Raw genomic sequence first — 25924 nt, forward strand, 5'->3', positions numbered from 1 at the left:
GCCGCTGCGCTTGATTGATGCCCCCTACCCAACGCTCCTAAGGTGACCTCCACGACAGCGAACCCGTGGAGTGGTCATGACAACAACAATATCCCCCGACTCGCGATGGACGCGGCGGCGCAGTGAAAAGCAGCGGCGTCTTGAGTTGGTCAAGGGACTGGCTGACGGTGTGGTGCTGCCCACCGAAAACATCGTCGCGGCGCTCGAGGCGCTGATTCTTCCGGGCGACCGGGTGGTGCTGGAAGGTAACAACCAGAAGCAGGCGGATTTTCTTTCGCGCTCCCTGGCCAAGGCCGATCCGGGCAAGCTTCACGATCTTCACATGATCATGCCCAGCGTGGGTCGTGCCGAGCACCTGGACCTGTTCGAACGCGGCATCGCCCGCAAGCTCGACTTTTCTTTCGCCGGCACCCAGAGCCTGCGCATCAGCCAGCTACTGGAAGACGGGCTGTTGGAAGTCGGCGCGATCCACACCTACATCGAGCTCTACGCCCGCCTGGTGGTCGACCTGATTCCCAACGTTGTGCTCTCGGCCGGTTTCATGGCCGACCGCGCCGGCAACATCTACACCGGCCCCAGCACCGAGGACACGCCGGCGCTGATCGAACCGGCGGCCTTCAGCGATGGCATCGTCATCGTCCAGGTCAACCAACTGGTCGACGACGTCAGCGACCTGCCTCGGGTCGACATCCCGGCGTCCTGGGTCGATTTTGTGGTGGTGGCAGACAAGCCGTTCTACATCGAGCCGTTGTTCACCCGTGACCCTCGGCACATCAAGCCGGTGCACGTGTTGATGGCGATGATGGCGATCCGTGGCATCTACGAAAAACACAATGTGCAGTCGCTGAATCATGGCATCGGGTTCAACACCGCCGCCATTGAATTGATCCTGCCCACTTATGGCGAATCCTTGGGCCTGAAAGGCAAGATCTGCCGCAACTGGACGCTGAACCCGCACCCGACCCTGATCCCTGCCATCGAAAGTGGCTGGGTCGAAAGTGTGCATTGCTTCGGCACCGAACTGGGCATGGAGCAGTACATCGCCGCACGGCCCGACGTGTTCTTCACCGGGCGCGATGGCTCGCTGCGTTCCAACCGGATGTTTAGCCAGTTGGCCGGGCAATACGCGGTGGATTTGTTCATCGGCGCCACCCTGCAAGTCGATGGCGACGGTCATTCCTCCACTGTGACCCGGGGTCGCCTGGCCGGTTTCGGTGGCGCCCCGAACATGGGCCACGACCCACGCGGACGTCGTCACGGCACGCCGGCCTGGCTCGACATGCGTCATGGCGATAGCGACCAGCCGATGCTCGAACGCGGCAAAAAACTCGTGGTGCAAATGGTCGAGACTTTCCAGGAGGGTGGCAAACCGACCTTCGTCGAAACCCTTGATGCCGTGGAAGTGGCGAAGAAAAGCGGCATGCCGCTGGCACCGGTCATGATCTACGGCGACGACGTTACCCACCTGCTCACCGAGGAAGGCATCGCCTACCTGTACAAGGCACGATCTCTTGAAGAGCGTCAGGCCATGATCGCCGCCGTCGCCGGGGTCACCACCATCGGCTTGCGGCACGACCCGAAAGACACCGCACGCATGCGCCGTGAAGGCTTGATCGCCTTGCCCGAAGACCTCGGCATTCGCCGTACTGACGCCACCCGCGAATTGCTGGCGGCAAAAAGCGTGGCCGATCTGGTCGAGTGGTCGGGTGGTCTCTACAACCCGCCCGCCAAATTCAGGAGCTGGTAAATGCACGCCTTCAATCTGCAACCCAAACCTCTGTCCCTGGCCGAGCGGCTGGCGGACCTGGCGGTGGACGCGTTGATCGACGAAGCCGACCTGTCGCCAAAACCGGCGCTGGTGGACCGTCGCGGCAATGGCGCCCACACCGATTTGCACCTGGGCCTCATGCACGCTTCAGCGCTGTCGCTGTGGCCGACGTTCAAGGAGATGGCCGAAGCCGCCTTGGCGCTTGGCGAAACGGGTTTGCCGTTGCGCGAAGCCATCGGCCGGATTGGCCGGGAGGGCGAGCAAGCGATGCTCGCTACCACCGATGGGGTGAACACCCATCGCGGCGCCATCTGGGCCTTGGGCTTGCTGGTCACGGCGGCAGCGCTGGAACCTGAAGCCTGTTCAGCCGGCTCACTGACTTTGCGCGCCGCACGCCTGGCCTTGCTCGACGATCGCTACGCGCCACGCCCTTTCAGCCACGGCGCGCAAGTTGCCCAGCGTTACGGTGCCCACGGGGCCCGGGAAGAAGCCCAATTGGCTTTCCCCGCCGTGACGCAACGTGCCTTGCCGCAGCTGCAACGCAGCCGCGCCGCCGGCCATGGCGAACAGAACGCTCGGCTCGACGCCTTGTTGGCGATCATGACGGGGCTGGCCGACACCTGCGTGCTTTACCGGGCTGGTGAAGTGGGCCTGAACACCATGCAACAGGGCGCCCAGGCGGTGCTGGAGGCGGGCGGCAGCGCCAGCCTCGCCGGACGCCGCCGATTACATGAACTGGACGAACAACTGATCGCCTTGAATGCCTCGCCCGGCGGTGCTGCGGACCTGCTCGCGGCCTGCCTGTTCATCGACCGCGTCGGTTCGACTGACGGCATTCACCCGGGAGCGTATTGATGGAAACCTTATCCTTTGAATTTCCCGCCGGCCAACCGCCACGCGGACGCACCCTGGTCGGCTGTGTCGGCTCGGGCGACCTGGAAGTGCTGATCGAACCCGGTCAACCGGGAAAGCTGAGCATCACCGTGCAGACGTCGGTCAACGGCAGCGAGCAGCGCTGGCAGCATCTGTTCGCCCGGATGTTCGACGGCCAGACACCACCGGCCATGAGCATCGACATCCACGATTTCGGCGCCACGCCGGGGGTGGTGCGCTTGCGGCTGGAGCAGGGCTTTGAGGAGATCGGCCATGACTGATAACGCCGCACTCCTGCAAAAACGCAGTTTTGTTGAATTGGGTGCGCGGCAGCGGGCGAAAGCCTTGCTCGATGCCGGGACCTTCCGCGAATTGCTCGACCCGTTCCAGCGCGTCATGTCGCCATGGCTGTCGCGACAGGGCGTGGTGCCACAAGCCGATGACGGCGTGGTGATTGCCAAGGGCAGCATCGGCGGCTTGCCGGTGGTGCTGGCGGCTATCGAGGGCGCGTTCCAGGGCGGCAGTCTCGGTGAAGTCGGTGGGGCGAAGATTGCCGGCGCACTGGAGCTGGCGGCCGAAGACAACCGCAACGGCCTACCGACCCGCGCCGTGTTGCTGCTGGAAACCGGCGGCGTACGCCTGCAGGAAGCCAACCTCGGGCTGGCGGCGATTGCCGATATTCATGCAGCGATCGTCGATCTGCGCCAGTACCAACCGGTGGTTGGCGTGGTCGCCGGTAGCGTCGGCTGCTTTGGCGGCATGTCGATTGCCGCCGGGTTGTGCAGCTATCTGCTGGTGACCCAGGAAGCGCGGCTGGGGCTCAACGGTCCGCAGGTGATCGAGCAGGAAGCCGGGCTCGCGGAATACGACTCCCGTGACCGTCCGTTCATTTGGAGCCTCACCGGCGGCGAGCAGCGGTTTGCCAGTGGACTGGTGGATCGTTTTGTCGCCGACGACGTGGCACAGATCCAGCAGCAAGTCAGTGAGCTGCTGCAACAGGGACTTCCTGAACAACAACGCAGCCGTCAGGCCGAACTGTTCCTGCAACGGCTGGCCCGCCTGGACGCCGAGCCGCAAATCGAGCCGTCGACGGTTCGCGCGCTGTACCAAGGAGAACGCTCATGAGTTCGTATTCCCTGAGAGGGCTGCACTGGTTCAACGCCCTGAGTGCCGGCGCGCAAGCGGTCGATGGCTTGCCGGCGTCGCTGAAAGCCGCCGATGGCGTGTTGGGCCAACAAGCCGTGCGGTTCATCGCTGTCGTGGCGGACCCGGGCAACCGTTTTGTTCGGGCGCGCAGCGGCGAGGTCGGTCTGCTCGAAGGCTGGGGCCTGGCCAAGGCCGTGGATGACGTCATTGCTGCCGATGCGGATAAAACACACAAGCGTGCCCTGGTCGCCATCGTCGACGTACCCAGCCAGGCCTATGGCCGACGCGAGGAAGCACTCGGCATTCACCAGGCCCTGGCCGGTGCGGCGGACAGTTATGCCCGTGCTCGATTAGCCGGCCACGCGGTAATCGGGCTGCTGGTGGGCAAGGCCATGTCCGGCGCGTTTCTGGCCCACGGTTACCAGGCCAATTGCCTGATCGCGCTGCGCGATCCGGGGGTGATGGTGCATGCCATGGGCAAGGCGTCGGCAGCGCGGGTGACATTGCGCAGCGTTGAAGAACTCGAAGCGCTCGCCGCCAGCGTACCGCCGATGGCCTATGACATCGACAGCTATGCCGGCCTGGGCTTGCTGTGGGAAACCCTGTCGGTGGAACAGATTGAGCAACCGAGCGCCGCTGATCTGACCCGGGTGACCGAGTGCCTGGCTCAGGCGATCAGCGATGTCGCCGCCAATGGCCGCGACCTCAGCAGTCGCTTGGGTGCAAGCAATCGCGCGGCATCGAGCAAGGTGCGCCAATTGCTGAGAGCGCAGTGGTGAACACCTTTGAGGCCCACGACCTGCTCTGGGGAATGCCCCCTGAGCGGTTGCCCGCAAACGCGCCGGACTGGGTGCTTGACGCGCTCGCTGCCGGTCAGCCGGTGGTGGTGCGGCGCGCGCTGAGTGGGCAGGGCCTGGTTGCGGTGGGTGTACGCGGTCGTCTGCGTGAACAGCGGTACGCAACGTTCATGGCGGTTGATGCGGTCCAGCGCTGCGTGAAGCCAGAGGCGCTGTGTCAGGTCCCGGTTGACCGTGATCTGCCGGCCTTGCGCGCTCTGGATCAACTGCGTCCGCTGCTCGATGACTGCGGCTGGGTCTGGGGTGTCAGCGGTAGCGCCGGGTTCGAGTTGGCCTGTGGTGTGCAGGCCTTGCACGAGGGCAGTGATCTCGACCTGATCATGCGCACACCGCAATCACTGGATCGTCGGCAGGCGCAAGCCTGGGTGAAGATTCTGGACTCGGCGATGTGCCCGGTCGATATGCAACTGCAAACCCCCTTCGGTGCGGTCGCCCTGCGTGAATGGGCGGGTTCGCAACGCCGAGTGTTGCTGAAAAATGCCAGCGGAGCCTGCCTGGTCGCTGATCCGTGGCAGCCACTGGAGCACGTCGCATGAGCAGCTTGCTGGTGTTCCCCGGCCAGGGTGCGCAGCAGCCGGGCATGCTCCATCATTTGCCTAGGGAAACGGTCATCGAGGCAAACGACGTATTGGGCGAAGACGTCTTGTTACTGGACACCGCCGACGCGCTGAAATCAACACGGGCTGTCCAGCTATGCCTGTTGATCGCCGGGGTGGCCGCTTCGCGTCAGTTGGCGATGGCGCCGGACTACGTCGCCGGGTTGTCCATCGGTGCTTACCCGGCGGCGGTGGTGGCCGGCGCCTTGAATTTTAGCGATGCGTTGCACCTGGTCAGCCTGCGCGGTGAGCTGATGCAACGGGCCTATCCGCAAGGCTACGGCATGACCGCGATCATCGGCCTCGACCTGGCCACGGTGGAGGTGTTGCTGGCGCAGGTTCACAGCGCCGATTCACCGGTTTACCTGGCCAACATCAACGCCGATAACCAGATGGTGATTGCCGGCAGTGACGCCGCCATGAGAGCCGTGGCAGCGCTGGCCAAGGAACGCCTGGGTGCCTGCACCTGCGTGGTCAAGCGCCTGGCAGTCAGCGTACCTTCGCACTGCCCATTGCTGGATGAACCTGCGCAAGCCCTGGCCGAAGCCTTCGCCAGGGTGCCATTGAAAATTCCGACCTCGGGCTACCTGAGTGGAAGCCGCGCGAGGCCCGTCGTCAACACTGATGCCTTGCGTGACGACCTGGCGTTCAACATGTGCCGTGTGGTGGATTGGCGCGGTACGGTACAAAGCGCCTACGAGCGCGGTGTACGACTACAGATCGAACTGCCGCCCGGTGCGGTGTTGACCGGGCTGGCGCGCCGGGTGTTCGAGCAGGGCACCGTCATGGCCTTCGACGGGGCACGGCTCGATACCTTGCAGGCGCTGATGCGTGAGGAGGGAAGCCGCCAGAACTAGACATCCGACTCAGGCCTTCGAACAACAAAAACAACATTCGACGATGCACTTTGAGGACAACAACAATGATTATTTACGGTGTGGCGCTGTTGGCGATCTGTACGCTGGCAGGTGTGATCATGGGCGACATGCTTGGCGTGTTGCTGGGTGTGAAATCAAACGTGGGTGGAGTCGGCATCGCGATGATCCTGCTGATCTGCGCCCGGTTATGGATGCACAAGCGCGGAGGCATGACCAAGGAATGCGAGATGGGTGTCGGCTTCTGGGGTGCCATGTACATTCCCGTGGTTGTCGCGATGGCAGCGCAACAGAACGTGGTGACCGCCTTGCACGGCGGCCCGGTAGCGGTGCTGGCGGCCATTGGTTCAGTGGTGCTGTGCGGTTGCACCATCGCCCTGATCAGCCGGACCCACAAGGGTGAACCCTTGCCCGACGAACCGGAGCAGGTCTCTCCGGTCGGCACACCGGTAGGAGGTCGCTGATATGTGGGATCTCATCGAGAAAGGCCTGGAACACAATGGTTTGATCACGGCATTTGCCTTCGTGGGCGTGATCATGTGGGTGTCGGTCGTCCTGTCGAAGCGCCTGACGTTCGGACGTATTCACGGTTCGGCCATTGCCATCGTCATCGGATTGGTACTGGCCTGGGTCGGCGGCACGATGACCGGCGGGCAGAAAGGCCTCGCGGACCTGACGCTGTTTTCCGGCATCGGCCTGATGGGTGGCGCGATGCTGCGCGACTTTGCCATCGTCGCCACGGCGTTCGAGGTGCAGGCGACCGAAGCGAAAAAGGCCGGGCTGATTGGCGTGATTGCCTTGCTGCTGGGCACGGTGCTGCCGTTCATTGTCGGCGCCTGCATGGCCTGGGCGTTTGGTTACCGCGATGCGGTGAGCATGACCACCATCGGCGCCGGTGCGGTGACATACATTGTCGGTCCGGTGACGGGCGCAGCCATTGGCGCGAGCTCGGATGTCATGGCGCTGTCGATTGCGACCGGATTGATCAAGGCGATCCTGGTGATGGTTGGCACACCGATGGCAGCGCGCTGGATGGGCCTTGATAACCCGCGCTCGGCCATGGTGTTCGGCGGCCTGGCCGGGACGGTCAGCGGCGTGACCGCCGGGCTGGCGGCGACCGACCGACGCCTGGTGCCTTATGGCGCGCTGACGGCGACGTTTCACACCGGGCTTGGTTGCCTGATGGGGCCTTCGGTGTTGTACTTCATTGTTCGGGGGATTGTGGGTTAGGCCCCTGGATCGCCATCGCGGGCAAGCCCGCTCCTACAGGTTCTCATTGTGTGTAGGAGCGGGCTTGCCCGCGATGCAGGCGACTCGGTCTCAACCTTGCCGATTGGCATACATCCGACATTCCGCCAGCAACGCCAGCAAGTTCGGATCGCGCTCCTTGGCCTTGAGAAACACCACGCCAATGTGCTGCTGCAACCGGTACTTTTCCTGTAACGGGATCAGCTTCACCCGGTTCTCGTACACCGCCGCAATCCTCCCCGGCAGCAAGGCATAACCCACGCCCGAGCTGACCATGCTCAGCAGGGTGAAGATGTCGTTGACCTGCATCGCCACCTTCGGCTCGAACCCGGCCTGGCTGAACACGCGATTGCCGTCCTGGTGCGTGGCGAAGCCTTGGGTCAGGGTGATAAAGGTTTCGTCGCGCACCTCGGCCAGGTCGACCTCGGTGCGCTGGGCGAACCTGGAATCGGCGGGCGTTGCCAGGTAGATATCATCGGAAAACAGGGCAATGTGCTCGCAATCCGGGTCGTTCACGCTGTCGTCCAGCGACACCAGGATCGCATCGACTTCCATGTTCTTGAGCTTGTATAAGAGGTCGAAATTGGAGCCCAGGATCAGGTCGATATTCAGTTCGCTGCGGCGGATTTTCAGGCCCATGATCAATTGCGGCACGGTCTTCACCGTCAGCGAATACAGCGACCCCAGTTTGAAACGCTCGGCGGAGAAACCGGCGGCCTCGCGGGTCAGACGCACGCTTTCGACGACGTCCTGTATCAGCTTCTGCGCCCGTTCTTCCAGCACGTAGGCGCTCTCCAGCGGCGTCAGGTTGCGGCCCTCATGCTTGAACAGCGGGCAGCGCAGGGCGTTTTCCAGGGAGTGAATGGCGCGATGCACGCTGACGTTGCTGGTCTGCAACTCGGCGGCGGCCCGTGCCAGGTTGCCGGTGCGCATGAAGGCCAGGAACACCTCGAGTTTTTTCAGGGTCAACTCTTCGTCGATCAGCATGGGCCGTACTCTCTTGTAGTGCGCTGATTGTGCCCAATTATTGCTGTCGATGTCGTTTGGAAATATTGCGCTTTTAGGCTCAAGGCTTGAGCCTTGCGCAGTGCTTTTGGTTTTGGAGGTGAGACACCCATGTACCACGGGGAAAAATTTAACGCCTGGACGCATCTGCTTGGGGCGGTGGCCGCGACGGTCGGCGCCTTATGGCTGCTGGTGATTGCCGGGATGGACGGCAGTCCGTGGAAGATCGTCAGCGTGGCGATTTACGGGTTCACGCTGATTGCGCTCTACAGCGCATCGACCGTTTACCACAGCGTGCGCGGCCGCAAAAAAGCGATCATGCAGAAGGTCGATCACTTTTCGATCTATTTGCTGATTGCCGGCAGCTACACGCCGTTCTGTCTGGTGACCTTGCGGGGGGCTTGGGGGTGGACGCTGTTTGGGATTGTCTGGGGGCTGGCGCTGATAGGCATCCTGCAGGAAATCAAGCCACGCTCGGACGCGCGGATCCTGTCGATCGTGATCTACGCGGTGATGGGCTGGATTGTGCTGATCGCGGTCAACCCGCTGCTCACGGCCCTGGGTACGGCGGGCTTTGCCTGGCTGGCATCAGGAGGCGTTCTGTACACCGTGGGCATTATCTTTTTTGCCCTCAGTGATCGAATGCGGCATGCCCACGGGATCTGGCATCTGTTCGTGATCGCCGGGAGTTTGCTGCATTTCGTGGCGATCTGGTTCTATGTGTTGTGAACCCAAAATCTGTGGGAGCGCTGTCAAGTCGGTGCCGGAACCAACCGATCCAACTGCTCCTGCGCTCGACGACCGAAGATCTGCAACAAATCGTTCAATGTATGCGGCAACGGTTCCGTCGTGCGGGTCACGGCATACAGGGTGATGGGCAGCGGCGGGGCCAGCGGCCGGATGGTTGTCGTGAGAGCAGAGGCACCCAGGGCTGTGAACGGGTCGATCACCGCCAGCCCCGCACCGGATTCCACCATTGCCCGGGCCAATGAGTAGGTTTGCACGGCGACGCGCACTCGAGGTGGTGGCTCGACCGCTTCGAGGTAACTGTCGAGTCGCGCCGCCAAAGGGTCGGCGCTGGACAAGCCAATCAACGGTGCCCCCGCCAACGCCATCAACGGCAGCGGCTGGCCAAGTTCTTCGTCGGGCCAGTGGCCTTTCGGCGCCAGTGCGACCAGAACGCCGCTGGCCAGCGCTTCGGCCTTCAATCCCGGATGATCAGGGCGCTGCAACGTCAGCGCTACATCCACTTCGCGCATCAGCAGGTTTTGCACCAATTCCCGGCTATGGGCACTGGACAGTTCGCAGGCGATGTCCGGATAGCGTCCGGTCCACTCGTGGATGGCCGGCGGCAGCAAGGAAAGGGCCAGGGCCGGGGTGGCGCCGACCCGCAGGCTGTGGCCGGGCTCGCGACGCAGGCTCTGGGCCAGGCGCCGCACGCCTTGCAGACTTTCGCTGACCTTGTCGACTTCGCGCTCCAGCTCCAGCGCCTCGGGTGTGACCTGCAACTTGCCGCGCACCCGCAGGAACAGCGGGAAGCCCAGTTGCTGCTCGGCATGTTGCAGGACCTTGGTCACCGCCGGTTGCGAGACGTGCAGCAATTGTGCGGCGGCGCTGATCGAGCCGGTCTGGCGGATGGCCTGGAAAATCTCGATGTGACGAAGGCGCATGGCGAGTCCATAACCTTTGTTTATGGGATGGGCATCTTTATTCATTATTCATCGTCTGTCACCTGGCTCTAACCTCGCTCTGGTCTTCACAACGGTTTTAAGGACAGACATGGCTCAGCGTGTGTGCATCATCGGCGGCGGTGTGATTGGCCTGGCAACGGCCTACGCGCTGGTGCGCGACGGCTACGACGTGACGGTGGTCGAGGCTCGGGATGCGTTGGGCAGCCAGACCAGTTTCGCCAATGGCGGCCAGCTCTCGTACCGATACGTCGCGCCGCTGGCCGATGCTGGCGTGCCTTTGCAGGCCATTGGATGGATGCTGCGCGGTGACTCCCCGCTGAAGTTGCGCCCACGGTTCGACGCGGCGCAGTGGCGCTGGATGGCTTCGTTCCTCGGGGCGTGCCGCAGCTCGGTCAACCGGGAAAACGCCGCGCACCTGTTGCGCCTGGCGCTGTTGAGCCAAAGCACCCTCAAGCACTGGCGCGAGGACGACGGGCTGGCCGGTTTCGAGTGGCGGCGCAACGGCAAACTGGTGACGTTCCGCAATTCGGGCAGTTTCGACCACGCGCGCAAGGGCCTGGCCGATCCGCAACAGCAGCAGGTATTGTCGGCCAGCGAGTGCTCGCAGCTGGAACCGGCGCTGGCGAACGGCCCATTCGTAGGGGCGATCTACACCCCGGACGAAGAAGTCGGCGATTGCCATGCGTTTTGCCAGTTGCTGGCCGAGCGGCTGACCGCCTCCGGGCGTTGCGAGTGGCGATTGGGACAGGCCGTGACCGGCATCCGCCACGCCAACGGGAGCGTCAACGCCATCGAGTTGGGTGAGCAGGTGCTGCCGGTGGATCAACTGGTGATCGCGGCGGGCCACCGCAGCCCGTTGCTGCACCTGCCCGGCCTGCGATTCCCGCTGTACCCACTCAAGGGCTACAGCCTGACCGTACCGATAGGCGCCAACCACCAGGCGCCGGACGTGAGCATCACCGACTATGACCGCAAGATCGTCTACGCCCGTATCGGCGCGCAATTGCGAGTGGCGGCAATGGTCGACATCGTCGGCTTCGACCCGTCCATAGACCCCAAACGCCTGGCACTGATCAAGCGCCAGTCCCGCGACACTTTCCCGGATGCCGGCGACTACGACCGCGCCGTGGAATGGGCTGGCATGCGCCCGGCCACACCCAGTGGCGTGCCGTTGCTGGGCGCCACGGCGTATCGCAACCTCTGGCTCAACCTTGGCCATGGCGCGCTGGGCTTCACCCTGGCGTGTGGCAGTGGGCGCTTGCTCAGTGAGCTGATCGGCCAGCGCCAACCCTCCATCGACCTGCACGGTTTCACGCCTCGTGCGGCTTGAAATATCCATCTGACAAGAGGACTGCTTCATGACCATCGAACGTCTGCACAGCAACCCGCGCCTGTCCGGCGCCGTGACCTTCGGCGACCTGGTGTTTCTCTCCGGCCAAGTGCCGGGCGAGGCGCTGGATGCCGGCGGCCAGACCCGCGAAGTCCTGGCCAAAATTGACGCGCTGCTGGCCGAAGCCGGCAGTGACAAGGATCATCTGCTCAGCGCGACGATTTACCTGAAAAACATCGACGAGGATTTTGCTGCGATGAACGAGGTGTGGTCAGACTGGCTGTCGCCGGGCCAGGCACCCACCCGCACCACCGTGCAGGCCGAACTGGCCCGGCCGCAGGTACTGGTGGAAATAACCGTCATCGCCGCTCGCTCGTAAAACACACCCACAACGGAGAATAACAATGCAAAAAATCACGTTGCTCGGCTGCACCCTCGGGCTGTTGCTCGCCAACCAGGTTCAGGCCAACGAAGCGCCTTTGGCTGGCACCCTGGGCAAGATCGCCAGCAGCCAAAGCATCACCCTGGGCTATCGCGATGCGTCGGTGCCGTTCTCGTATGTGGGTGATCACACCGGCAAGCCCATGGGCTACTCGGTGGACCTGGCGAACAAGATCGTCGAGCGTATCCAGCAACAGCTGGCGCTGCCGGATCTGAAAGTAAAATACAACCTGGTGACTTCGCAGACCCGCATCCCGCTGGTGCAGAACGGCACCGTTGACCTGGAGTGCGGTTCCACCGGCGTCACCGCCGAGCGTCAGAAGCAAGTGGCGTTTTCCTACGGCTTTATTTACGTCAAAGGGCAGTTGCTGACCGCCAGGGACAGCGGCATCAAGGGCTTCGACGACCTGCGCGGCAAGAACGTGGTGACCACCGCCGGCACGACCAACGAGCGGTTCCTGAAAAGCTACAACGTCGACCACAAGATCGACATGTTCGTCATCAGCGCCAAGGATCACGGCGAAGCATTCCAGATGCTGCAATCGGGGCGTGCTGCGGCGTTCTACATGGACGACGCGCTGCTCTACGGTGAACGCGCCAAGGCCCACGACCCGCATAAGTGGGTGGTGGTCGGACAGGAACAATCGCGGGAGATCTACAGCTGCATGGTGCGCAAGGACGATCCGCAGTTCCTCGCGCTGGTCAACGGTGTGCTGGGCGAGCTCTACAGTTCGGGGGAGATCAACGGTATTTATCAGCGCTGGTTCGAGCAGCCGATTCCGCCGAAGGGTTTGAACCTTGAGTTTCCGATGACCAGTGAACTGAAGGCGATCATTGCCAAGCCGGTGAGTGATCCGGTGCAGTAGTTTTGGGTACCGCCGCAGACCGCGGCGCGGCCATCGCGGGCAAGCCCGCTCCTACAGGGGGGTTGTTTTTGTAGGTGCGGGCTTGCCCGCGATGGGGCCCTAGAAATCACCCCAAAGCTGCTGGGCCACCGACAAAGCCACCACCGGCGCCGTCTCAGTGCGCAACACCCTCGGCCCCAGGCGCGCCGCATGAAAACCAGCGCCCTTGGCCTGATCGACCTCCGCATCCGACAACCCGCCCTCAGGCCCGATCAGAAATGCCAGGCTCGACGGTTTGGTATGGCTGGTCAACGGCTCGGCCACCGGATGCAGCACCAGCTTCAAATCTGCCTCGGTCTGCTTCAGCCAGTCGGCCAGCAACACCGGCGGATGAATCACTGGCACCCGTGACCGGCCACATTGTTCGCAGGCGCTGATTGCCACCTGCCGCCAATGCAGCAGGCGCTTGTCGGCGCGCTCATCCTTGAGGCGCACTTCGCAGCGTTCGCTGAAGATCGGGGTGATTTCGTTCACGCCCAGTTCAGTGGCTTTTTGAATCGCCCAGTCCATCCGCTCACCCCGGGACAAACCCTGGCCAAGATGGATCTGCAATGGCGATTCGACCTGGCCGGCGAAGCCTTCATCGATCTGCACGACCACGCGTTTTTTGCCGACTTCGCTCAGCGTGGCGCGAAATTCCTGGCCCGAGCCATCGAACAACTGCAACGCATCGCCCTCGGCCATGCGCAGTACACGGCTGATGTAGTGAGCCTGTGCTTCAGGCAACTCGTGCTCGCCGGTGCTCATGGGGGTGTCGATAAAGAAGCGGGACAGTCTCATATCTTGTCTCTGCAAAGGTGTGAATCAGAGGTGGATCGGTGGTGCGGTCAGCCCGGATCGCGGAACCCCGGGTGAAAATCTTTCGGCACTGCCACGCTGACGCTGTCGCGGGTCGCGATGTCGATCCCTTCGCTGGCCACTTCAGCCAGGAAGTCGATCTGCTCCGGGGTAATCACATAAGGCGGCAGGAAATACACCACGCTGCCCAATGGCCGCAACAAAGCGCCACGCTCCAGAGCATGCTGGAACACCTTCAAGCCCCGGCGCTCCTGCCACGGATAGGGTTCGCGGCTCGCCTTGTCCTTGACCATCTCGATGGCCAGGACCATGCCAGTCTGGCGAATCTCGGACACGTTGGCATGATCGGCCAGGTGCGCGGTGGACGACGCCATGCGCGCGGCCAGCGCCTTGTTGTTCTCGATGACGTTGTCTTGCTCGAAGATATCCAGCGTCGCCAATGCCGCCGCACAGGCCAGCGGGTTGCCGGTGTAACTGTGCGAGTGGAGGAAGGCGCGCAGGGTCGGGTAATCGTCGTAGAACGCGCTGTAGACTTCATCGGTGGTCAGGCACGCCGCCAGTGGCAGGTAGCCGCCGGTCAGGGCCTTGGACAGGCAGAGGAAGTCCGGGCGGATGCCGGCCTGCTCGCAGGCGAACATCGTGCCGGTGCGGCCGAAGCCGACGGCGATTTCGTCATGGATCAGGTGGACACCGTAACGGTCACAGGCTTCGCGCAGCAGCTTGAGGTACACAGGGTGATACATGCGCATGCCGCCCGCACCCTGGATCAACGGCTCGACAATCACGGCTGCGACGCTGGCGTGGTGCTCTGCCAGGGTCTGCTCCATGGCGGCGAACATGTTGCGCGAGTGTTCTTCCCAGCTCATGCCCTCGGGACGCAGGTAGCAATCCGGGCTTGGCACCTTGAGGGTGTCCATCAGCAGGGCTTTGTAGGTTTCAGTGAACAGCGGCACGTCGCCCACCGACATCGCCGCCATGGTTTCGCCGTGGTAGCTGTTGGTCAGGGTGACGAAGCGTTTCTTGTTCGGCTGGCCGCGATTGAGCCAGTAGTGAAAGCTCATTTTCAGCGCCACTTCGATGCAGGACGAACCGTTATCGGCGTAGAACACCCGATTCAGGCCCTCCGGCGTCATCTTGACCAGGCGCTCGGACAGCTCGATCACCGGCTGATGGCTGAAGCCGGCGAGGATGACGTGCTCCAGTTGATCGACCTGATCCTTGATGCGCTGATTGATGCGCGGGTTGGCGTGGCCGAACACATTGACCCACCAGGAGCTGACGGCATCGAGGTAGCGTTTGCCTTCAAAGTCCTCCAGCCAGACGCCTTCGCCGCGCTTGATCGGGATCAGCGGCAGCTGTTCGTGGTCTTTCATCTGGGTACAGGGGTGCCACAACACGGCAAGATCGCGTTGCATCCACTGATTGTTCAGGCCCATGTTCAGTCTCCTCGAGGCGGTCCGTGGCAGGCGCGGACGTACAATCGCGCAAGCCTATGCAATGCGTCGCGCGGGAACAACCCATTGTGTCGATTGAGCTACTTTGTAGAGGGCGATAGACGTCGCTGGCGGCCTACTGATGGCTGACGTATTCTTCGCGACTCTCTGAGTCGCCTGACTCGTAAAACTGCCTTTTCCTACGTGTATTTCCGGAGTTCGCTGAATGTCTGCTGGTTGGCTGCGCGCCTGTGCGCTAGTGATGTTGGGGCTGTTCAGCGTGTCTGCGCTGGCCAAGGATAAAACGGCAATCGTGATTGGCGGCGGGCTTTCCGGCCTGACGGCGGCCTACGAACTGCAGGCCAAGGGCTGGCAGGTCACCTTGCTGGAGGCCAAGCCAGGCATGGGCGGTCGCTCCGGCATGGCCACCAGCGAATGGATCGGCAACGATAAGACCCAGCCGGTATTGAACAAATACGTTTCGACTTTCAAGCTGAGCACCACGCCAGCTCCCGAGTTCGTCCGCACGCCGGGTTACTTGATCGACGGTGTGTATTACAGCGCGTCCGACCTGGCCACCAAGGAGCCGGCGACCGCCGAAGCGCTCAAACGCTACGAGAAGACCCTGGATGACCTGGCGCGCTCCATCGAAGACCCGCTCAACCCGGCCGCCAACAACACGCTGCATGCGCTGGACCAGATCAACGTGTCCAACTGGCTGGATCGACTGAACCTGCCAGCCACCGCGCGTCAATTGGTGAACCAGCAGATTCGTTCGCGATATGACGAACCGTCGCGCCTGTCGCTGCTGTATTTCGCACAGCAGAACCGCGTTTATCGAGGCGTCTCTGACCGTGACCTGCGCGCCTCGCGTCTGGTCGGTGGCAGCCCGGTGCTGGCCCAGGCCTTCGTCAAGCAGTTGAAAGTCATCAAGACCAATTCCCCGGTCTCGGCCATTACCCAGGACAAGGACAGCGTGACCGTCAAGGTCGGCAGCGTCGGTTATCAGGCGGACTACGTCGTCGTGGCGGTACCGTTGCGTGCGCTGGCGAAGATCCAGATGACCCCCGCGCTGGACGCCCAGCACGTGGCCGCGATCAAGGGCACCAACTACGGCTGGCGCGATCAGATCATGCTCAAGTTCAAGACGCCGGTGTGGGAGAGCAAGGCGCGCATGTCCGGCGAGATCTACAGCAACACCGGCCTTGGCATGTTGTGGGTCGAGCCAGCCCTCAAGGGTGGCGCCAATGTGGTGATCAACCTGTCCGGTGATAATGCGCGGGTGATGCAGGCATTCGGCGACAAGCAGATGGCCGACCAGGTGCTGATCCGTCTGCATGCGTTTTATCCACAGGCTCGGGGTTCGTTCACGGGTTATGAAATCCGTCGTTACAGCGTCGATCCTTCGATGGGTGGCGCTTACCTGGCGTTCGGCCCGGGGCAGATCAGCAAGTTCTGGCGCCTGTGGGAGCGTCCGATTCAGCGCGTAGCGTTCGCCGGTGAGCACACTGACGCCTTGTACCCCGGTACCCTGGAAGGCGCTTTGCGTACCGGCCAGCGTGCCGCCAGTCAGGTTGAAGACCTGGCGGCCGGCAAATCGTTTGAACCGCAGAAAGCGGCCCCTGTAGCGGCAGCTGCCGCAGCTGCCGCAGCGGGCGCTGTGGCGGCGAAGAAGGGCAATTTCTTCAGCAATCTGTTCGGCGGCTCGGATGACGAGAAAAAACCGGAACCGGTCAAGGCGCCAGAGCCTGCTCCGGCACCGGTCGCACCCGCCCCGGCACCTGCGCCGACTCCAGCGCCTGCTCCGGTTGAGCCTGCCAAGCCTGCCGCACCGGCGAAAGCCGCGCCTGCCAAGAAGGCGCCGGCAAAAGCCCCGGTGAAAAAACCGGCGGCCAAGACCGAAGCGAAAAAACCTGCGGCCAAGGCGCCCGCCAAAAAAGCCGAGCCGGCCAAGAAGCCTGCGGCGACTGAGGCCAAGGCGCAGTAAGGCCTTGCGCTGAACCAAAAAGCGCGGCTCTTGAGCCGCGCTTTTTTTATTGCTCTTGAGATAGCCATCGCGAGCAAGCTCGCTCCTACAGGGTGGCGGTGCGGATGCAAGAACCCCTGTAGGAGCGGGCTTGCTCGCGATGAGGCCCTGCCAGGCACAGCAAAAATATTGAGCCTGCCCCCTAACACCCCGTCACACTTTCGCCTTTAATCTTTCCTTAACGCGTCTATTTCAGACTCTTGATCGTATTTCTCGATATTTCAAAGCGAAATTTTCCGCTTTAATTCGATAGATAACTCGATAGTCTTGGTTCGCAGTTCTCACAGGATTTGGGCAATGCAGCTACGTAACTCTTCTTCACGCTATGGTTGGGTCAGCATCTTCATGCACTGGGGCGTAGCGCTGGCGGTCTATGGGCTGTTTGCACTCGGTCTGTGGATGGTGGGGCTGGACTACTACAGCACCTGGCGCAAAGACGCGCCGGACCTGCACAAGAGCATTGGGCTGGTGCTGTTGGGTGTGATGCTGCTGCGGGTGGTGTGGCGCTTTGTCAGTCCACCGCCACCGACGCTGCAAAGCTACAGCCGGATGACCCGCATTGGCGCCAAGTTCGGCCATGGGTTTCTGTATTTCGGTCTGTTCGCTGTGATGATTGCCGGTTACCTGATTTCCACCGCAGACGGTGTCGGTATCCCGGTGTTTGGCCTGTTTGAAGTGCCTGCATTGATCTCCGGACTACCGGACCAGGCAGATACCGCTGGGGTGATTCATCTGTATCTGGCATGGGCGCTGGTAATTTTTTCCGGTCTCCATGCGTTGGCAGCATTGAAGCACCACTTTATCGATCGTGATGCGACCCTGACGCGAATGCTCGGTCGCAAAGCCTGAAGTTCAACCTCGACTCAAAGGAAAAGAAAGCATGTTGAAAAAGACTCTGGCCGCTCTGGCAATCGGTTCTGCCGTACTGTCCGCCAACGTAATGGCCGCTGATTACGTTGTTGATAAAGAAGGCCAGCACGCCTTCGTTGACTTCAAGATCAGCCACCTGGGCTACAGCTACATCACCGGTACTTTCAAGGACATCGACGGCAAGTTCAGCTTCGACGCTGCCAAGCCTGAAGCCAGCAAAATCGAGTTCAACGTCAATACCGCCAGCGTGTTCACCAACCACGCCGAGCGTGACAAGCACATCGCCAGCGCTGACTTCCTGAACGCCAGCAAGTTCGCCAAGGCCACCTTCGTCTCCACCAGCGTCAAGTCCACCGGTGAGAAGACTGCCGATGTGACCGGCGATCTGACCATCCTGGGCGTGACCAAGCCAGTCGTGGTCAAGGCCACTTTCCTGGGTGAAGGCAAGGATCCATGGGGCGGCTACCGTGCCGGTTTCGAAGGCACGACCACCATCAAGCGTTCCGACTTCGGCAAGCAGAAAGACCTGGGCCCAGCGTCTGATACCGTTGAGTTGTACGTATCGTTTGAAGGTGTGAAAGCGAAGTAATTTTCGCCCTCACACAGTGCTCCCACCTGTTTGGGTTTGTGGTGAAGCATAAAAAATGCCCCGGCTTTTGCGAGCCGGGGCATTTTTTTGTTGCGATGAAAACTCAGCGGTTGCGGGTCAGCAGCGCTGGTTTTTCGCCGCGAGGGCGTACTGGCAATTGATCAAGCTGTTCAGGCGTCGGGAAGCGATCAGCCTTGGACTCCTTGTGAATGATCTTCGGTGCCGGGCTGCGGGTGTTCTGCACGGCCGGTTCCGAACGCGGCTGATCGTCACGGGCCGGACGACGGTTGCGACCTTCTTCGCGACGGGCCTGGCCGTCACGTGGTGCGCCATTGCGAGGGCCGCTGCGCTTGCCGGTCGAGGAGCCGCTGGCATCGCCGCCACGTGGGCCGCCTTGACGACCTTGAGGCTTGGCACCGTTGCGTGGTGCGCCGGCACCGCCAGCCGAGCCTTGGGCCGGAGCACCCGGGCGACGACCGCGACCCTGGGCCGGTTTGGCCTGGGGCACGTAGTCGACACGGTTACCGAAGTTATCGATGTCGTCATCGAGGAACTCGTCCGGGGCACGATCAGCGGCCGCGCGTGGCGCCGGGCGCTGCTGCTCGCGCGCTGTGCCTTCGCGGGGTTTCTGCTCACGCGCCGGGCGCTCGCCACGACCGCTGGCGGCAGGTTTTTCCTTACCGCCCTTGTCCTTGCCTTTGTCTTTACGACCGCCGCCACCGCCGCTGCCGTTCGGACCGTCGCCACGCGGGCCACGGGCATTGCGCGGGTTACGCACGTCCGGACGTTCGCGTACTTCCGGCTTCTCGGCTTCCACGGCGCTGGCATCGAAGCCCATCAGGTCGCCATCGGCGATTTTCTGCTTGGTCATGCGCTCGATGCTTTTGAGCAGCTTCTCTTCGTCCGGAGCGACCAGCGAGATCGCTTCGCCCGAGCGACCGGCACGACCGGTACGGCCGATGCGGTGTACGTAATCTTCGTCGACGTTAGGCAGCTCGAAGTTGACCACGTGTGGCAACTGGTCGATGTCCAGGCCACGGGCGGCGATGTCGGTGGCGACGAGGATGCGCACGCTGCCGGCCTTGAAGTCGGCCAGGGCCTTGGTGCGTGCGTTCTGGCTCTTGTTGCCGTGGATCGCCACAGCGCTCAGGCCGTGCTTGTCCAGGTACTCGGCCAGACGGTTGGCGCCGTGCTTGGTACGGGTGAACACCAGCACCTGTTCCCAGGCGCCTGCGGTAATCAGGTGAGCCAGCAACGAGCGCTTGTGGTTGGCAGGCAGGCGGAACACGCGCTGCTCGATGCGCTCGACCGTGGTGTTCGGCGGCGTCACTTCGATGCGTTCGGGGTTGTGCAGCAGCTTGCCGGCGAGGTCGGTGATGTCCTTGGAGAAGGTCGCCGAGAACAGCAGGTTCTGGCGTTTGGCCGGCAGACGGGCCAGGACCTTCTTCACGTCATGAACAAAGCCCATGTCGAGCATGCGGTCGGCTTCGTCCAGCACGAGGATTTCCACGTGGGACAAATCGACGCTGCCTTGACCTGCGAGGTCGAGCAGGCGGCCCGGACAGGCTACCAGGACATCGACACCGCGAGCCATGGCCTGAACCTGTGGGTTCATGCCGACGCCGCCGAAGATGCAGGCGCTGACGAACTTCAGGTCACGGGCGTAGACCTTGAAGCTGTCGTGAACCTGGGCGGCGAGTTCGCGGGTCGGGGTCAGGACCAGCACGCGCGGTTGGCGCGGGCCGTGACGCTGGGATTTGTCCGGGTGACCGTTGGGGAACAACCGCTCCAGAATCGGAAGGGCGAAACCGCCGGTTTTACCAGTACCTGTCTGAGCCGCAACCATCAGGTCGCGACCTTGCAACACGGCGGGAATGGCCCGCTGTTGCACCGGAGTAGGCTCGGTATAGCCCGCGTCTTCGATAGCGCGGACCAAAGCCTCGGAGAGACCGAGGGAAGCAAAGGACATGAGTAATCCTGTTGTGAGTTAGAGCTGGGCCCAAATGGGAGTCTTGCCTGGCGCGAATGGCGTTCAAGAGCAACGCAATCCCGTCCGGTCCTGCTGAGCCCTGGAAGCACATCTGGAGCACTCGCGCGGGCTGAAAAGCTGCGCTGTAGCGGGTCGAGATGCCTTGAACAGGTTCGAGCGTCCGGGCGTGAGCCTGGCGGGAACGCCGGAGTATAACAGAGCAATCACTGTGCGCTGCTTTCCTGCTGCTCAACGGTTTTATCCAGGACAGCCGTGGACTCGCTGACTTTGGGCGCCGCGCCGTAACGGGCACTGAGCTCGGCGTAGGCCGGCTCGCGTTTGAAACGTTTGAGCTCGGCACCAAACCGTTGGACCAGCAGGTCCATGCCGGCATTGCGCCGAACCGCCAGGAACTGGCTCTGCTGGCTGATCACAGTCGGGTTTTCGCTGATCTTGTCGCGGATGTTCAGCTCGTCGAGCAAATGCTGGCCCACGCGGCGGTCGGTGATCAGCAGGTCGATCCTCCCGCGCAGCAGCTTGCCGAAGTTGGCCTCATGAGTGGGCGCCGGCTCACGGATGAACAGAGGCGACTCCCGGAATTCCGGGTTGTACAGGTAGCCAGGTGAGGTGCCGATGGTCAGGCCCTTGAGATCTTCCAGGGTGCGAAACGGGTGAGGGCGCTCGTTGGCGTAGAACATCACGAACTGGACCTGCGAGAGCGGCTCGCTGGGGTAGAGCAAGGTGGCATCGCGCTCCTCGCTGTGAAAAATATCCAGCGCGCCATCGGCCTGCCCGGTTTCGAGCATGGACAGGCAGCGCTTCCACGGCAGGAATTGCCACTCGACTTCGATCCCCAATCGCTTGAAGACAATGGCCGTGGTTTCGTAATCCAGGCCCAGCGCTTTGCCATCTTCCTCAAAGACGTAAGGTGCCCAGGGCTCAGTGACAATGCGCAATTTCTCGCCCCGGGCGGCGAAGCTCAGGCAAGTGAAAAGCACCAGGGAGAGAAGTTGGGTGATCAAAGGCATGGCTTGAGATTACGACGAGAAACCGTAAATCGCCAGAAACCCTCGCCAGAAGCTCTGGCTCCGTGCATTGCTGCACAAAAAATGTGCATGAGAAGCAAAAAAATCGCCGTCTTCGGCGGTCTCTGCTATGGAGTGTGGCACTCGCAGAAACCGTCAAAAACGGCGATTTTTTGATCGATGCCTGGTTTGTCGCTTAACGCGGCAACTTCAGGTTATTCCAGATGGCCAGGCTAGGTTCGGCCTGGTTCATGGAATAGAAGTGCAGCCCTGGTGCGCCACCCTGCAACAGGCGTTCGCACATCTCGGTGACGACTTGCTCGCCGAAGCGCTGAATGCTTTGGGTGTCATCGCCGTAGGCTTCCAGCTGCTTGCGGATCCAGCGCGGGATTTCCGCACCGCAGGCGTCGGAGAAGCGCGCGAGCTTGCTGTAGTTGGTGATCGGCATGATCCCCGGTACCACTGGAATATCCACGCCCAGCGCCTGCAAACGGTCGACAAAATAGAAGTAGCTGTCGGCGTTGAAGAAATACTGGGTGATCGCGCTGTCGGCGCCGGCCTTGGCCTTGCGCACGAAGTTGGCGAGATCATCTTCGAAGTTGCGCGCTTGCGGATGCATTTCCGGGTAGGCGGCGACTTCGATGTGGAAATGATTGCCGGTTTCTTCACGGATGAATTCAACCAGCTCATTGGCGTGACGCAGCTCGCCGCTGGTCATACCCATGCCGGACGGCAGGTCACCGCGCAGGGCAACGATGCGCTTGATGCCGGCAGCCTTGTACTCGTTCAGCAGGCCGCGCAGGTCGTCCTTGCTGTCGCCGACGCACGAAAGGTGCGGGGCGGCCGGGATTTTGACTTCGCTTTCCAGCTGCAAAACGGTGTTGAGGGTTCGATCACGGGTCGAGCCGCCAGCGCCATAGGTGCAGGAGAAGAAATCGGGGTTGTAGGTAGCCAACTGACGGGCAGTGGCGATCAGCTTTTCATGCCCAGCGTCGGTCTTCGTAGGGAAGAATTCGAAGCTGTAGCGACGGTCTTGGGACATGGAGGGGGCCTCCAGCTTCAAGCTGCAAGCCACAAGCTGTAAGAGAAGCGCAGGTGCGCTCGTCTCTCGTGCCTGGGGTTTGCAACATGAGGCTGTATTCGCAAATGGGTGCAGAGCGCTGAACTTCGTGCAGCGAGGCCGGCTTTTGACCTTGCTTGCCGCTTGAAGCTCAAAGCTCGTAGCTGCTTTTAGTACCGGTACGCGTGCGGCTTGAACGGACCTTCGACGGCCACGCCGATGTAGTCGGCCTGGGTCTTGGTCAGTTGAGTCACGACACCGCCGAAACCGCGGACCATTTCCAGGGCCACTTCTTCGTCGAGTTTCTTGGGCAGTACTTCAACGGTCAGGCGCTCGGCTTTCTGGGCTGGCGACAGGTCGGCGTACTTCTGGCCGAACAGGAAAATCTGCGCCAGTACCTGGTTGGCGAACGAACCGTCCATGATGCGGCTTGGGTGACCGGTGGCGTTGCCCAGGTTCACCAGGCGGCCTTCGGCCAGCAGGATCAGGTAGTCGTCGTTCTGGGCGTCGAATGCACCAGCACCGGTACGGTGGATCTTGTGTACCTGTGGCTTCACTTCTTCCCATGCCCAGTTCTTGCGCATGAAAGCCGTGTCGATTTCGTTGTCGAAGTGGCCGATGTTGCAGACAACAGCGCGCTTCTTCAGGGCCTTGAGCATGTTTGAGTCGCAAACATTGACGTTACCGGTGGTGGTCACGATCAGGTCGATCTTGCCCAGCAGGGCCTTGTCGATGCTGGCTTCGGTGCCATCGTTGATACCGTCGATGAAAGGCGAGACCAGTTCAAAACCGTCCATGCAGGCTTGCATGGCGCAGATCGGGTCAACTTCGGAAACCTTGACGATCATGCCTTCCTGACGCAGGGATTGAGCGGAGCCTTTGCCCACGTCACCGTAACCGATAACCAGCGCTTGCTTGCCGGACAGCAGGTGGTCGGTGCCGCGCTTGATGGCATCGTTCAGGCTGTGACGGCAGCCGTATTTGTTGTCGTTCTTGCTCTTGGTCACCGAGTCATTGACGTTGATGGCCGGGATCTTCAGTTCGCCCTTGGCCAGCATGTCCAGCAGACGGTGTACGCCGGTGGTGGTTTCTTCGGTCACGCCGTGAACGCGCTCCAGCACCTGCGGGTATTTTTTGTGCAGCAGCTCGGTCAGGTCACCGCCGTCGTCGAGGATCATGTTGGCATCCCAAGGGGCGCCGTCCTTGAGGATGGTTTGCTCCAGGCACCACTCGTACTCTTGCTCGGTTTCGCCTTTCCAGGCAAAAACAGGGATGCCGGCTGCGGCGATGGAGGCAGCGGCCTGGTCCTGGGTCGAAAAAATGTTGCAGGACGACCAGCGCACTTCGGCACCCAGGGCAACCAGGGTTTCGATCAGCACGGCAGTCTGAATGGTCATGTGGATGCAGCCGAGGATTTTAGCGCCTTTGAGCGGTTGCTCTTCGGCGTACTTGCGGCGCAGACCCATCAGGGCAGGCATTTCCGACTCGGCGATGATGGTTTCACGGCGGCCCCAGGCGGCCAGGGACATGTCGGCGACTTTGTAGTCGGTAAAATCTGCGGGCGTGATTACAGCGCTCATGAGAGCCTCCATTCGTAATGTATGCGAATGGGCGCCGTTGTGCGTTTGGCGTCGGGCATAAGCCTGACAACGCCCCATCCGAGCCTGACAGGTCGAACCTGCTGCAGCGCCCCTCGGACAGGTGGCGGGAAAACGGTAGGAGCCGTTTTGAAATCGGCGGTGATTATAGCTTTCTTTATCCGCCTGGTGGCAAGCGACAAGCTACAAGCGGCAAGTAAATGCGGATCGACTTTTGACTTGTGGCTTGCAGCTTGCCGCTTAAAACTTGAAGCTGGGGGCCAAACCCCTATCGCCCCCACAACCCATGCCCGGAGCCCCCATGAATTTCCACACCCGCAAATGGGTCAAACCCGAAGACCTCAACCCCAACGGCACGCTGTTCGGCGGCAGCCTATTGCGCTGGATCGATGAAGAAGCGGCGATCTACGCGATCGTCCAGCTGGGCAATCAGCGCGTGGTCACCAAGTACATTTCCGAAATCAACTTCGTCAGCGCCTCACGTCAGGGCGACATCATCGAGTTGGGCATCACCGCCACCGAATTCGGCCGTACGTCGATCACCCTCACCTGCGAAGTGCGCAACAAGATCACCCGCAAAAGCATCCTGACGGTGGAGAAGATGGTCTTCGTCAACCTCGGCGAAGACGGCCTGCCCGCGCCCCATGGCCGGACCGAGATCAAGTACGTCAAGGATCAGTTCAAGGACGAGTGACTTTTCCCCCTCATTCTTCAGGATCGAGCAAGTCGAATTGTCTCACCGTCGCGATGGTGGCTCAGGCACCGCGGGGAGCCAGATTTCCCGCGTTATCGTTGACGACCATCGCGGGCAAGCCCGCTCCCACAGGTTCAGGTTCAGGGGGTACAGAACGTATTGACGGTGGCAGAGGTCGTAGCTAAATCATCCATCACTGATGTTTAGGCCATGACTACGCCAACAAACGGTACGACCCCCGATCTCACGCCCAAGGAACAGCATGAGGTCGAGAAAAACCAGCCGCCGCGCGCAGCGGTGCTGCATGAAATCATTCGCACCCAAGGCGATCAGGAACTGGAGCGCAGCATCGCTGCACTCTGGTGGTCGGCTCTCGCCGCCGGCTTGACCATGGGCCTGTCGCTGATGGCCATGGGATTGCTGAACTCACGTCTGCCGGAGGGCGACGGCTTCAAGGTGATCGCCAGTTTCGGTTACTGCGCGGGCTTCCTTGCGGTGATCCTCGCCCGCCAGCAACTGTTCACCGAAAACACCCTGACTGCCGTGCTGCCGATCATGAGCAACCCCACGCTTGGCAACTTCGCCCGATTGCTGCGGCTGTGGTCGGTGGTGTTGGTAGGTAACCTATGCGGCACCCTTCTGGTGGCGTATGTGATGCTGGAATTGCCGATTTTTGACAGCAAGACCGACATTGCCTTCCTCGACATCGGGCGCAAGGTCATGGAAGGCGATCCCAGCCAGATGTTCTCCAAGGGCATCATTTCCGGCTGGATGATCGCAACCATGGTCTGGATGATCCCGTCCATGGAAAGCGCGAAAGTGTGGATCATCGTGCTTATCACTTACTTCATGGCACTGGGCGACTTCACCCACATCGTGGTCGGGTCGCTGGAGGTTTCTTACCTGGTGTTCGCCGGAGAACTGCCCTGGAAGGATTTCTGGCTGGTGTTCGCCGGTCCCACGCTGGCGGGGAACATCATTGGTGGCAGCTTCATCTTCGCGTTGATCAGTCACGCGCAGATTCGCAGCGAGTCCGGCACGCCCAAAGACCAGAGCGTCGCGAGCGCTCCGGTCGATGAGGACGACGACCGGTGATGAGCCGGAGCGAGGCGTCGATGTTGGTTCAC

Annotated in this window: 26 protein-coding genes and 1 riboswitch; of the genes, 18 read left to right on the forward strand and 8 right to left on the reverse strand. The window is 61.7% G+C overall.

Annotated elements, in window-relative coordinates; translation table 11 throughout:
• Positions 1-76: 76 nt before the first annotated feature.
• The 9 genes from mdcA to madM all read left to right on the forward strand — a co-directional run bounded on the left by mdcA (position 77) and on the right by madM (position 7345).
• Positions 77-1747: a malonate decarboxylase subunit alpha gene (gene mdcA, locus AB4O36_RS27845; protein ID WP_460140745.1), complete on the forward strand. Its 1671-nt coding sequence runs from the start codon at positions 77-79 to the stop codon at positions 1745-1747.
• Entirely contained in the window at positions 1748-2623 is an 876-nt protein-coding gene (locus AB4O36_RS27850) for a triphosphoribosyl-dephospho-CoA synthase (RefSeq protein ID WP_460120066.1), read from the forward strand. It begins immediately after the preceding gene.
• Positions 2623-2922, forward strand: coding sequence for a malonate decarboxylase subunit delta (locus tag AB4O36_RS27855; RefSeq protein WP_460120068.1), 300 nt, complete (start codon positions 2623-2625; stop codon positions 2920-2922). The genes AB4O36_RS27850 and AB4O36_RS27855 overlap by 1 nt, the downstream gene beginning before the upstream one ends.
• Positions 2915-3766, forward strand: coding sequence for a biotin-independent malonate decarboxylase subunit beta (locus tag AB4O36_RS27860; protein WP_460120069.1), 852 nt, complete (start codon positions 2915-2917; stop codon positions 3764-3766). Before AB4O36_RS27855 ends, AB4O36_RS27860 begins: the two co-directional genes overlap by 8 nt.
• Positions 3763-4566: a biotin-independent malonate decarboxylase subunit gamma gene (gene mdcE / locus AB4O36_RS27865; protein WP_460140746.1), complete on the forward strand. Its 804-nt coding sequence runs from the start codon at positions 3763-3765 to the stop codon at positions 4564-4566. Before AB4O36_RS27860 ends, mdcE begins: the two co-directional genes overlap by 4 nt.
• Entirely contained in the window at positions 4560-5180 is a 621-nt protein-coding gene (locus AB4O36_RS27870) for a malonate decarboxylase holo-ACP synthase (RefSeq protein WP_460140747.1), read from the forward strand. The genes mdcE and AB4O36_RS27870 overlap by 7 nt, the downstream gene beginning before the upstream one ends.
• Positions 5177-6097, forward strand: a complete 921-nt coding sequence (gene mdcH, locus AB4O36_RS27875; RefSeq protein WP_460120074.1) for a malonate decarboxylase subunit epsilon — start codon at positions 5177-5179, stop codon at positions 6095-6097. The genes AB4O36_RS27870 and mdcH overlap by 4 nt, the downstream gene beginning before the upstream one ends.
• A 65-nt stretch (positions 6098-6162) precedes the next feature.
• Positions 6163-6579, forward strand: coding sequence for a malonate transporter subunit MadL (madL, locus tag AB4O36_RS27880; protein ID WP_460120076.1), 417 nt, complete (start codon positions 6163-6165; stop codon positions 6577-6579).
• Between the two features lies 1 nt (position 6580).
• A complete protein-coding gene (gene madM / locus AB4O36_RS27885; RefSeq protein WP_460120078.1) occupies positions 6581-7345 on the forward strand; it encodes a malonate transporter subunit MadM in 765 nt (254 codons plus the stop codon).
• A 90-nt stretch (positions 7346-7435) separates the two neighbouring features.
• Here the strand turns inward: madM and AB4O36_RS27890 are convergent, their stop codons facing one another.
• Complete coding sequence (locus AB4O36_RS27890; RefSeq protein WP_460120080.1) at positions 7436-8350, reverse strand: LysR family transcriptional regulator; 915 nt, start codon at positions 8348-8350, stop codon at positions 7436-7438.
• Between the two features lie 129 nt (positions 8351-8479).
• On the opposite strand from AB4O36_RS27890, the gene trhA reads away from it, so the two are divergent.
• Positions 8480-9097: a PAQR family membrane homeostasis protein TrhA gene (trhA, locus tag AB4O36_RS27895; protein ID WP_460120082.1), complete on the forward strand. Its 618-nt coding sequence runs from the start codon at positions 8480-8482 to the stop codon at positions 9095-9097.
• 23 nt (positions 9098-9120) lie between these two features.
• Here the strand turns inward: trhA and AB4O36_RS27900 are convergent, their stop codons facing one another.
• Positions 9121-10038, reverse strand: coding sequence for a LysR family transcriptional regulator (locus AB4O36_RS27900; protein WP_460120084.1), 918 nt, complete (start codon positions 10036-10038; stop codon positions 9121-9123).
• Between the two features lie 109 nt (positions 10039-10147).
• Here AB4O36_RS27900 and AB4O36_RS27905 point away from each other — a divergent pair, with 109 nt between their 5' ends.
• From AB4O36_RS27905 to AB4O36_RS27915, 3 genes are read left to right on the forward strand one after another with little or no spacing between them, the layout of a single operon-like run.
• A complete protein-coding gene (locus tag AB4O36_RS27905; RefSeq protein WP_460120086.1) occupies positions 10148-11389 on the forward strand; it encodes a D-amino acid dehydrogenase in 1242 nt (413 codons plus the stop codon).
• 28 nt (positions 11390-11417) lie between these two features.
• Complete coding sequence (locus AB4O36_RS27910) at positions 11418-11768, forward strand: RidA family protein (protein ID WP_460120088.1); 351 nt, start codon at positions 11418-11420, stop codon at positions 11766-11768.
• 25 nt (positions 11769-11793) lie between these two features.
• Positions 11794-12696: a transporter substrate-binding domain-containing protein gene (locus AB4O36_RS27915; RefSeq protein ID WP_460120089.1), complete on the forward strand. Its 903-nt coding sequence runs from the start codon at positions 11794-11796 to the stop codon at positions 12694-12696.
• Positions 12697-12795: 99 nt separating this feature from the next.
• Here AB4O36_RS27915 and AB4O36_RS27920 read toward each other — a convergent pair whose 3' ends face one another.
• Complete coding sequence (locus AB4O36_RS27920) at positions 12796-13515, reverse strand: 16S rRNA (uracil(1498)-N(3))-methyltransferase (RefSeq protein WP_460120091.1); 720 nt, start codon at positions 13513-13515, stop codon at positions 12796-12798.
• Positions 13516-13562: 47 nt separating this feature from the next.
• A complete protein-coding gene (locus AB4O36_RS27925) occupies positions 13563-14969 on the reverse strand; it encodes an adenosylmethionine--8-amino-7-oxononanoate transaminase (protein ID WP_460120092.1) in 1407 nt (468 codons plus the stop codon).
• A gap of 223 nt (positions 14970-15192) precedes the next feature.
• Between AB4O36_RS27925 and AB4O36_RS27930 the strand changes: the two genes are divergently transcribed.
• From AB4O36_RS27930 to AB4O36_RS27940, 3 genes are all read left to right on the forward strand, one after another.
• Complete coding sequence (locus AB4O36_RS27930; RefSeq protein WP_460120094.1) at positions 15193-16953, forward strand: flavin monoamine oxidase family protein; 1761 nt, start codon at positions 15193-15195, stop codon at positions 16951-16953.
• A gap of 336 nt (positions 16954-17289) precedes the next feature.
• Positions 17290-17841: a cytochrome b gene (locus tag AB4O36_RS27935; protein ID WP_460120096.1), complete on the forward strand. Its 552-nt coding sequence runs from the start codon at positions 17290-17292 to the stop codon at positions 17839-17841.
• A gap of 31 nt (positions 17842-17872) precedes the next feature.
• Positions 17873-18451, forward strand: a complete 579-nt coding sequence (locus AB4O36_RS27940) for a YceI family protein (protein ID WP_368555815.1) — start codon at positions 17873-17875, stop codon at positions 18449-18451.
• Positions 18452-18554: 103 nt separating this feature from the next.
• On the opposite strand, the gene AB4O36_RS27945 is transcribed toward AB4O36_RS27940, so the two are convergent.
• The 4 genes from AB4O36_RS27945 to ahcY all read right to left on the reverse strand — a co-directional run bounded on the left by AB4O36_RS27945 (position 18555) and on the right by ahcY (position 24085).
• Positions 18555-20420 (reverse strand): DEAD/DEAH box helicase, encoded by a 1866-nt coding sequence (locus tag AB4O36_RS27945; protein WP_460120098.1) that lies wholly within the window; start codon positions 20418-20420, stop codon positions 18555-18557.
• Between the two features lie 224 nt (positions 20421-20644).
• The gene (locus AB4O36_RS27950) at positions 20645-21448 is read right to left on the reverse strand and encodes a substrate-binding periplasmic protein (RefSeq protein WP_460120100.1); all 804 of its coding nucleotides are present in this window, start codon (positions 21446-21448) and stop codon (positions 20645-20647) included.
• 193 nt (positions 21449-21641) lie between these two features.
• Positions 21642-22487, reverse strand: a complete 846-nt coding sequence (gene metF / locus AB4O36_RS27955) for a methylenetetrahydrofolate reductase [NAD(P)H] (RefSeq protein ID WP_460120102.1) — start codon at positions 22485-22487, stop codon at positions 21642-21644.
• A gap of 188 nt (positions 22488-22675) precedes the next feature.
• A complete protein-coding gene (gene ahcY / locus AB4O36_RS27960; protein ID WP_460140748.1) occupies positions 22676-24085 on the reverse strand; it encodes an adenosylhomocysteinase in 1410 nt (469 codons plus the stop codon).
• Positions 24086-24107: 22 nt separating this feature from the next.
• Positions 24108-24206, reverse strand: a riboswitch (S-adenosyl-L-homocysteine riboswitch).
• 198 nt (positions 24207-24404) lie between these two features.
• On the opposite strand from ahcY, the gene AB4O36_RS27965 reads away from it, so the two are divergent.
• Both AB4O36_RS27965 and AB4O36_RS27970 read left to right on the forward strand, forming a co-directional pair.
• Positions 24405-24797 (forward strand): acyl-CoA thioesterase, encoded by a 393-nt coding sequence (locus AB4O36_RS27965; protein WP_008033312.1) that lies wholly within the window; start codon positions 24405-24407, stop codon positions 24795-24797.
• Positions 24798-25007: 210 nt separating this feature from the next.
• Positions 25008-25892 carry a formate/nitrite transporter family protein gene (locus AB4O36_RS27970; protein WP_460120105.1) on the forward strand — a complete coding sequence of 295 codons (885 nt, stop codon included), beginning with the start codon at positions 25008-25010 and terminating at the stop codon, positions 25890-25892.
• Positions 25893-25924 lie beyond the last annotated feature (32 nt).

The sequence above is a fragment of the Pseudomonas sp. S2_E01 genome, from assembly GCF_054668365.1.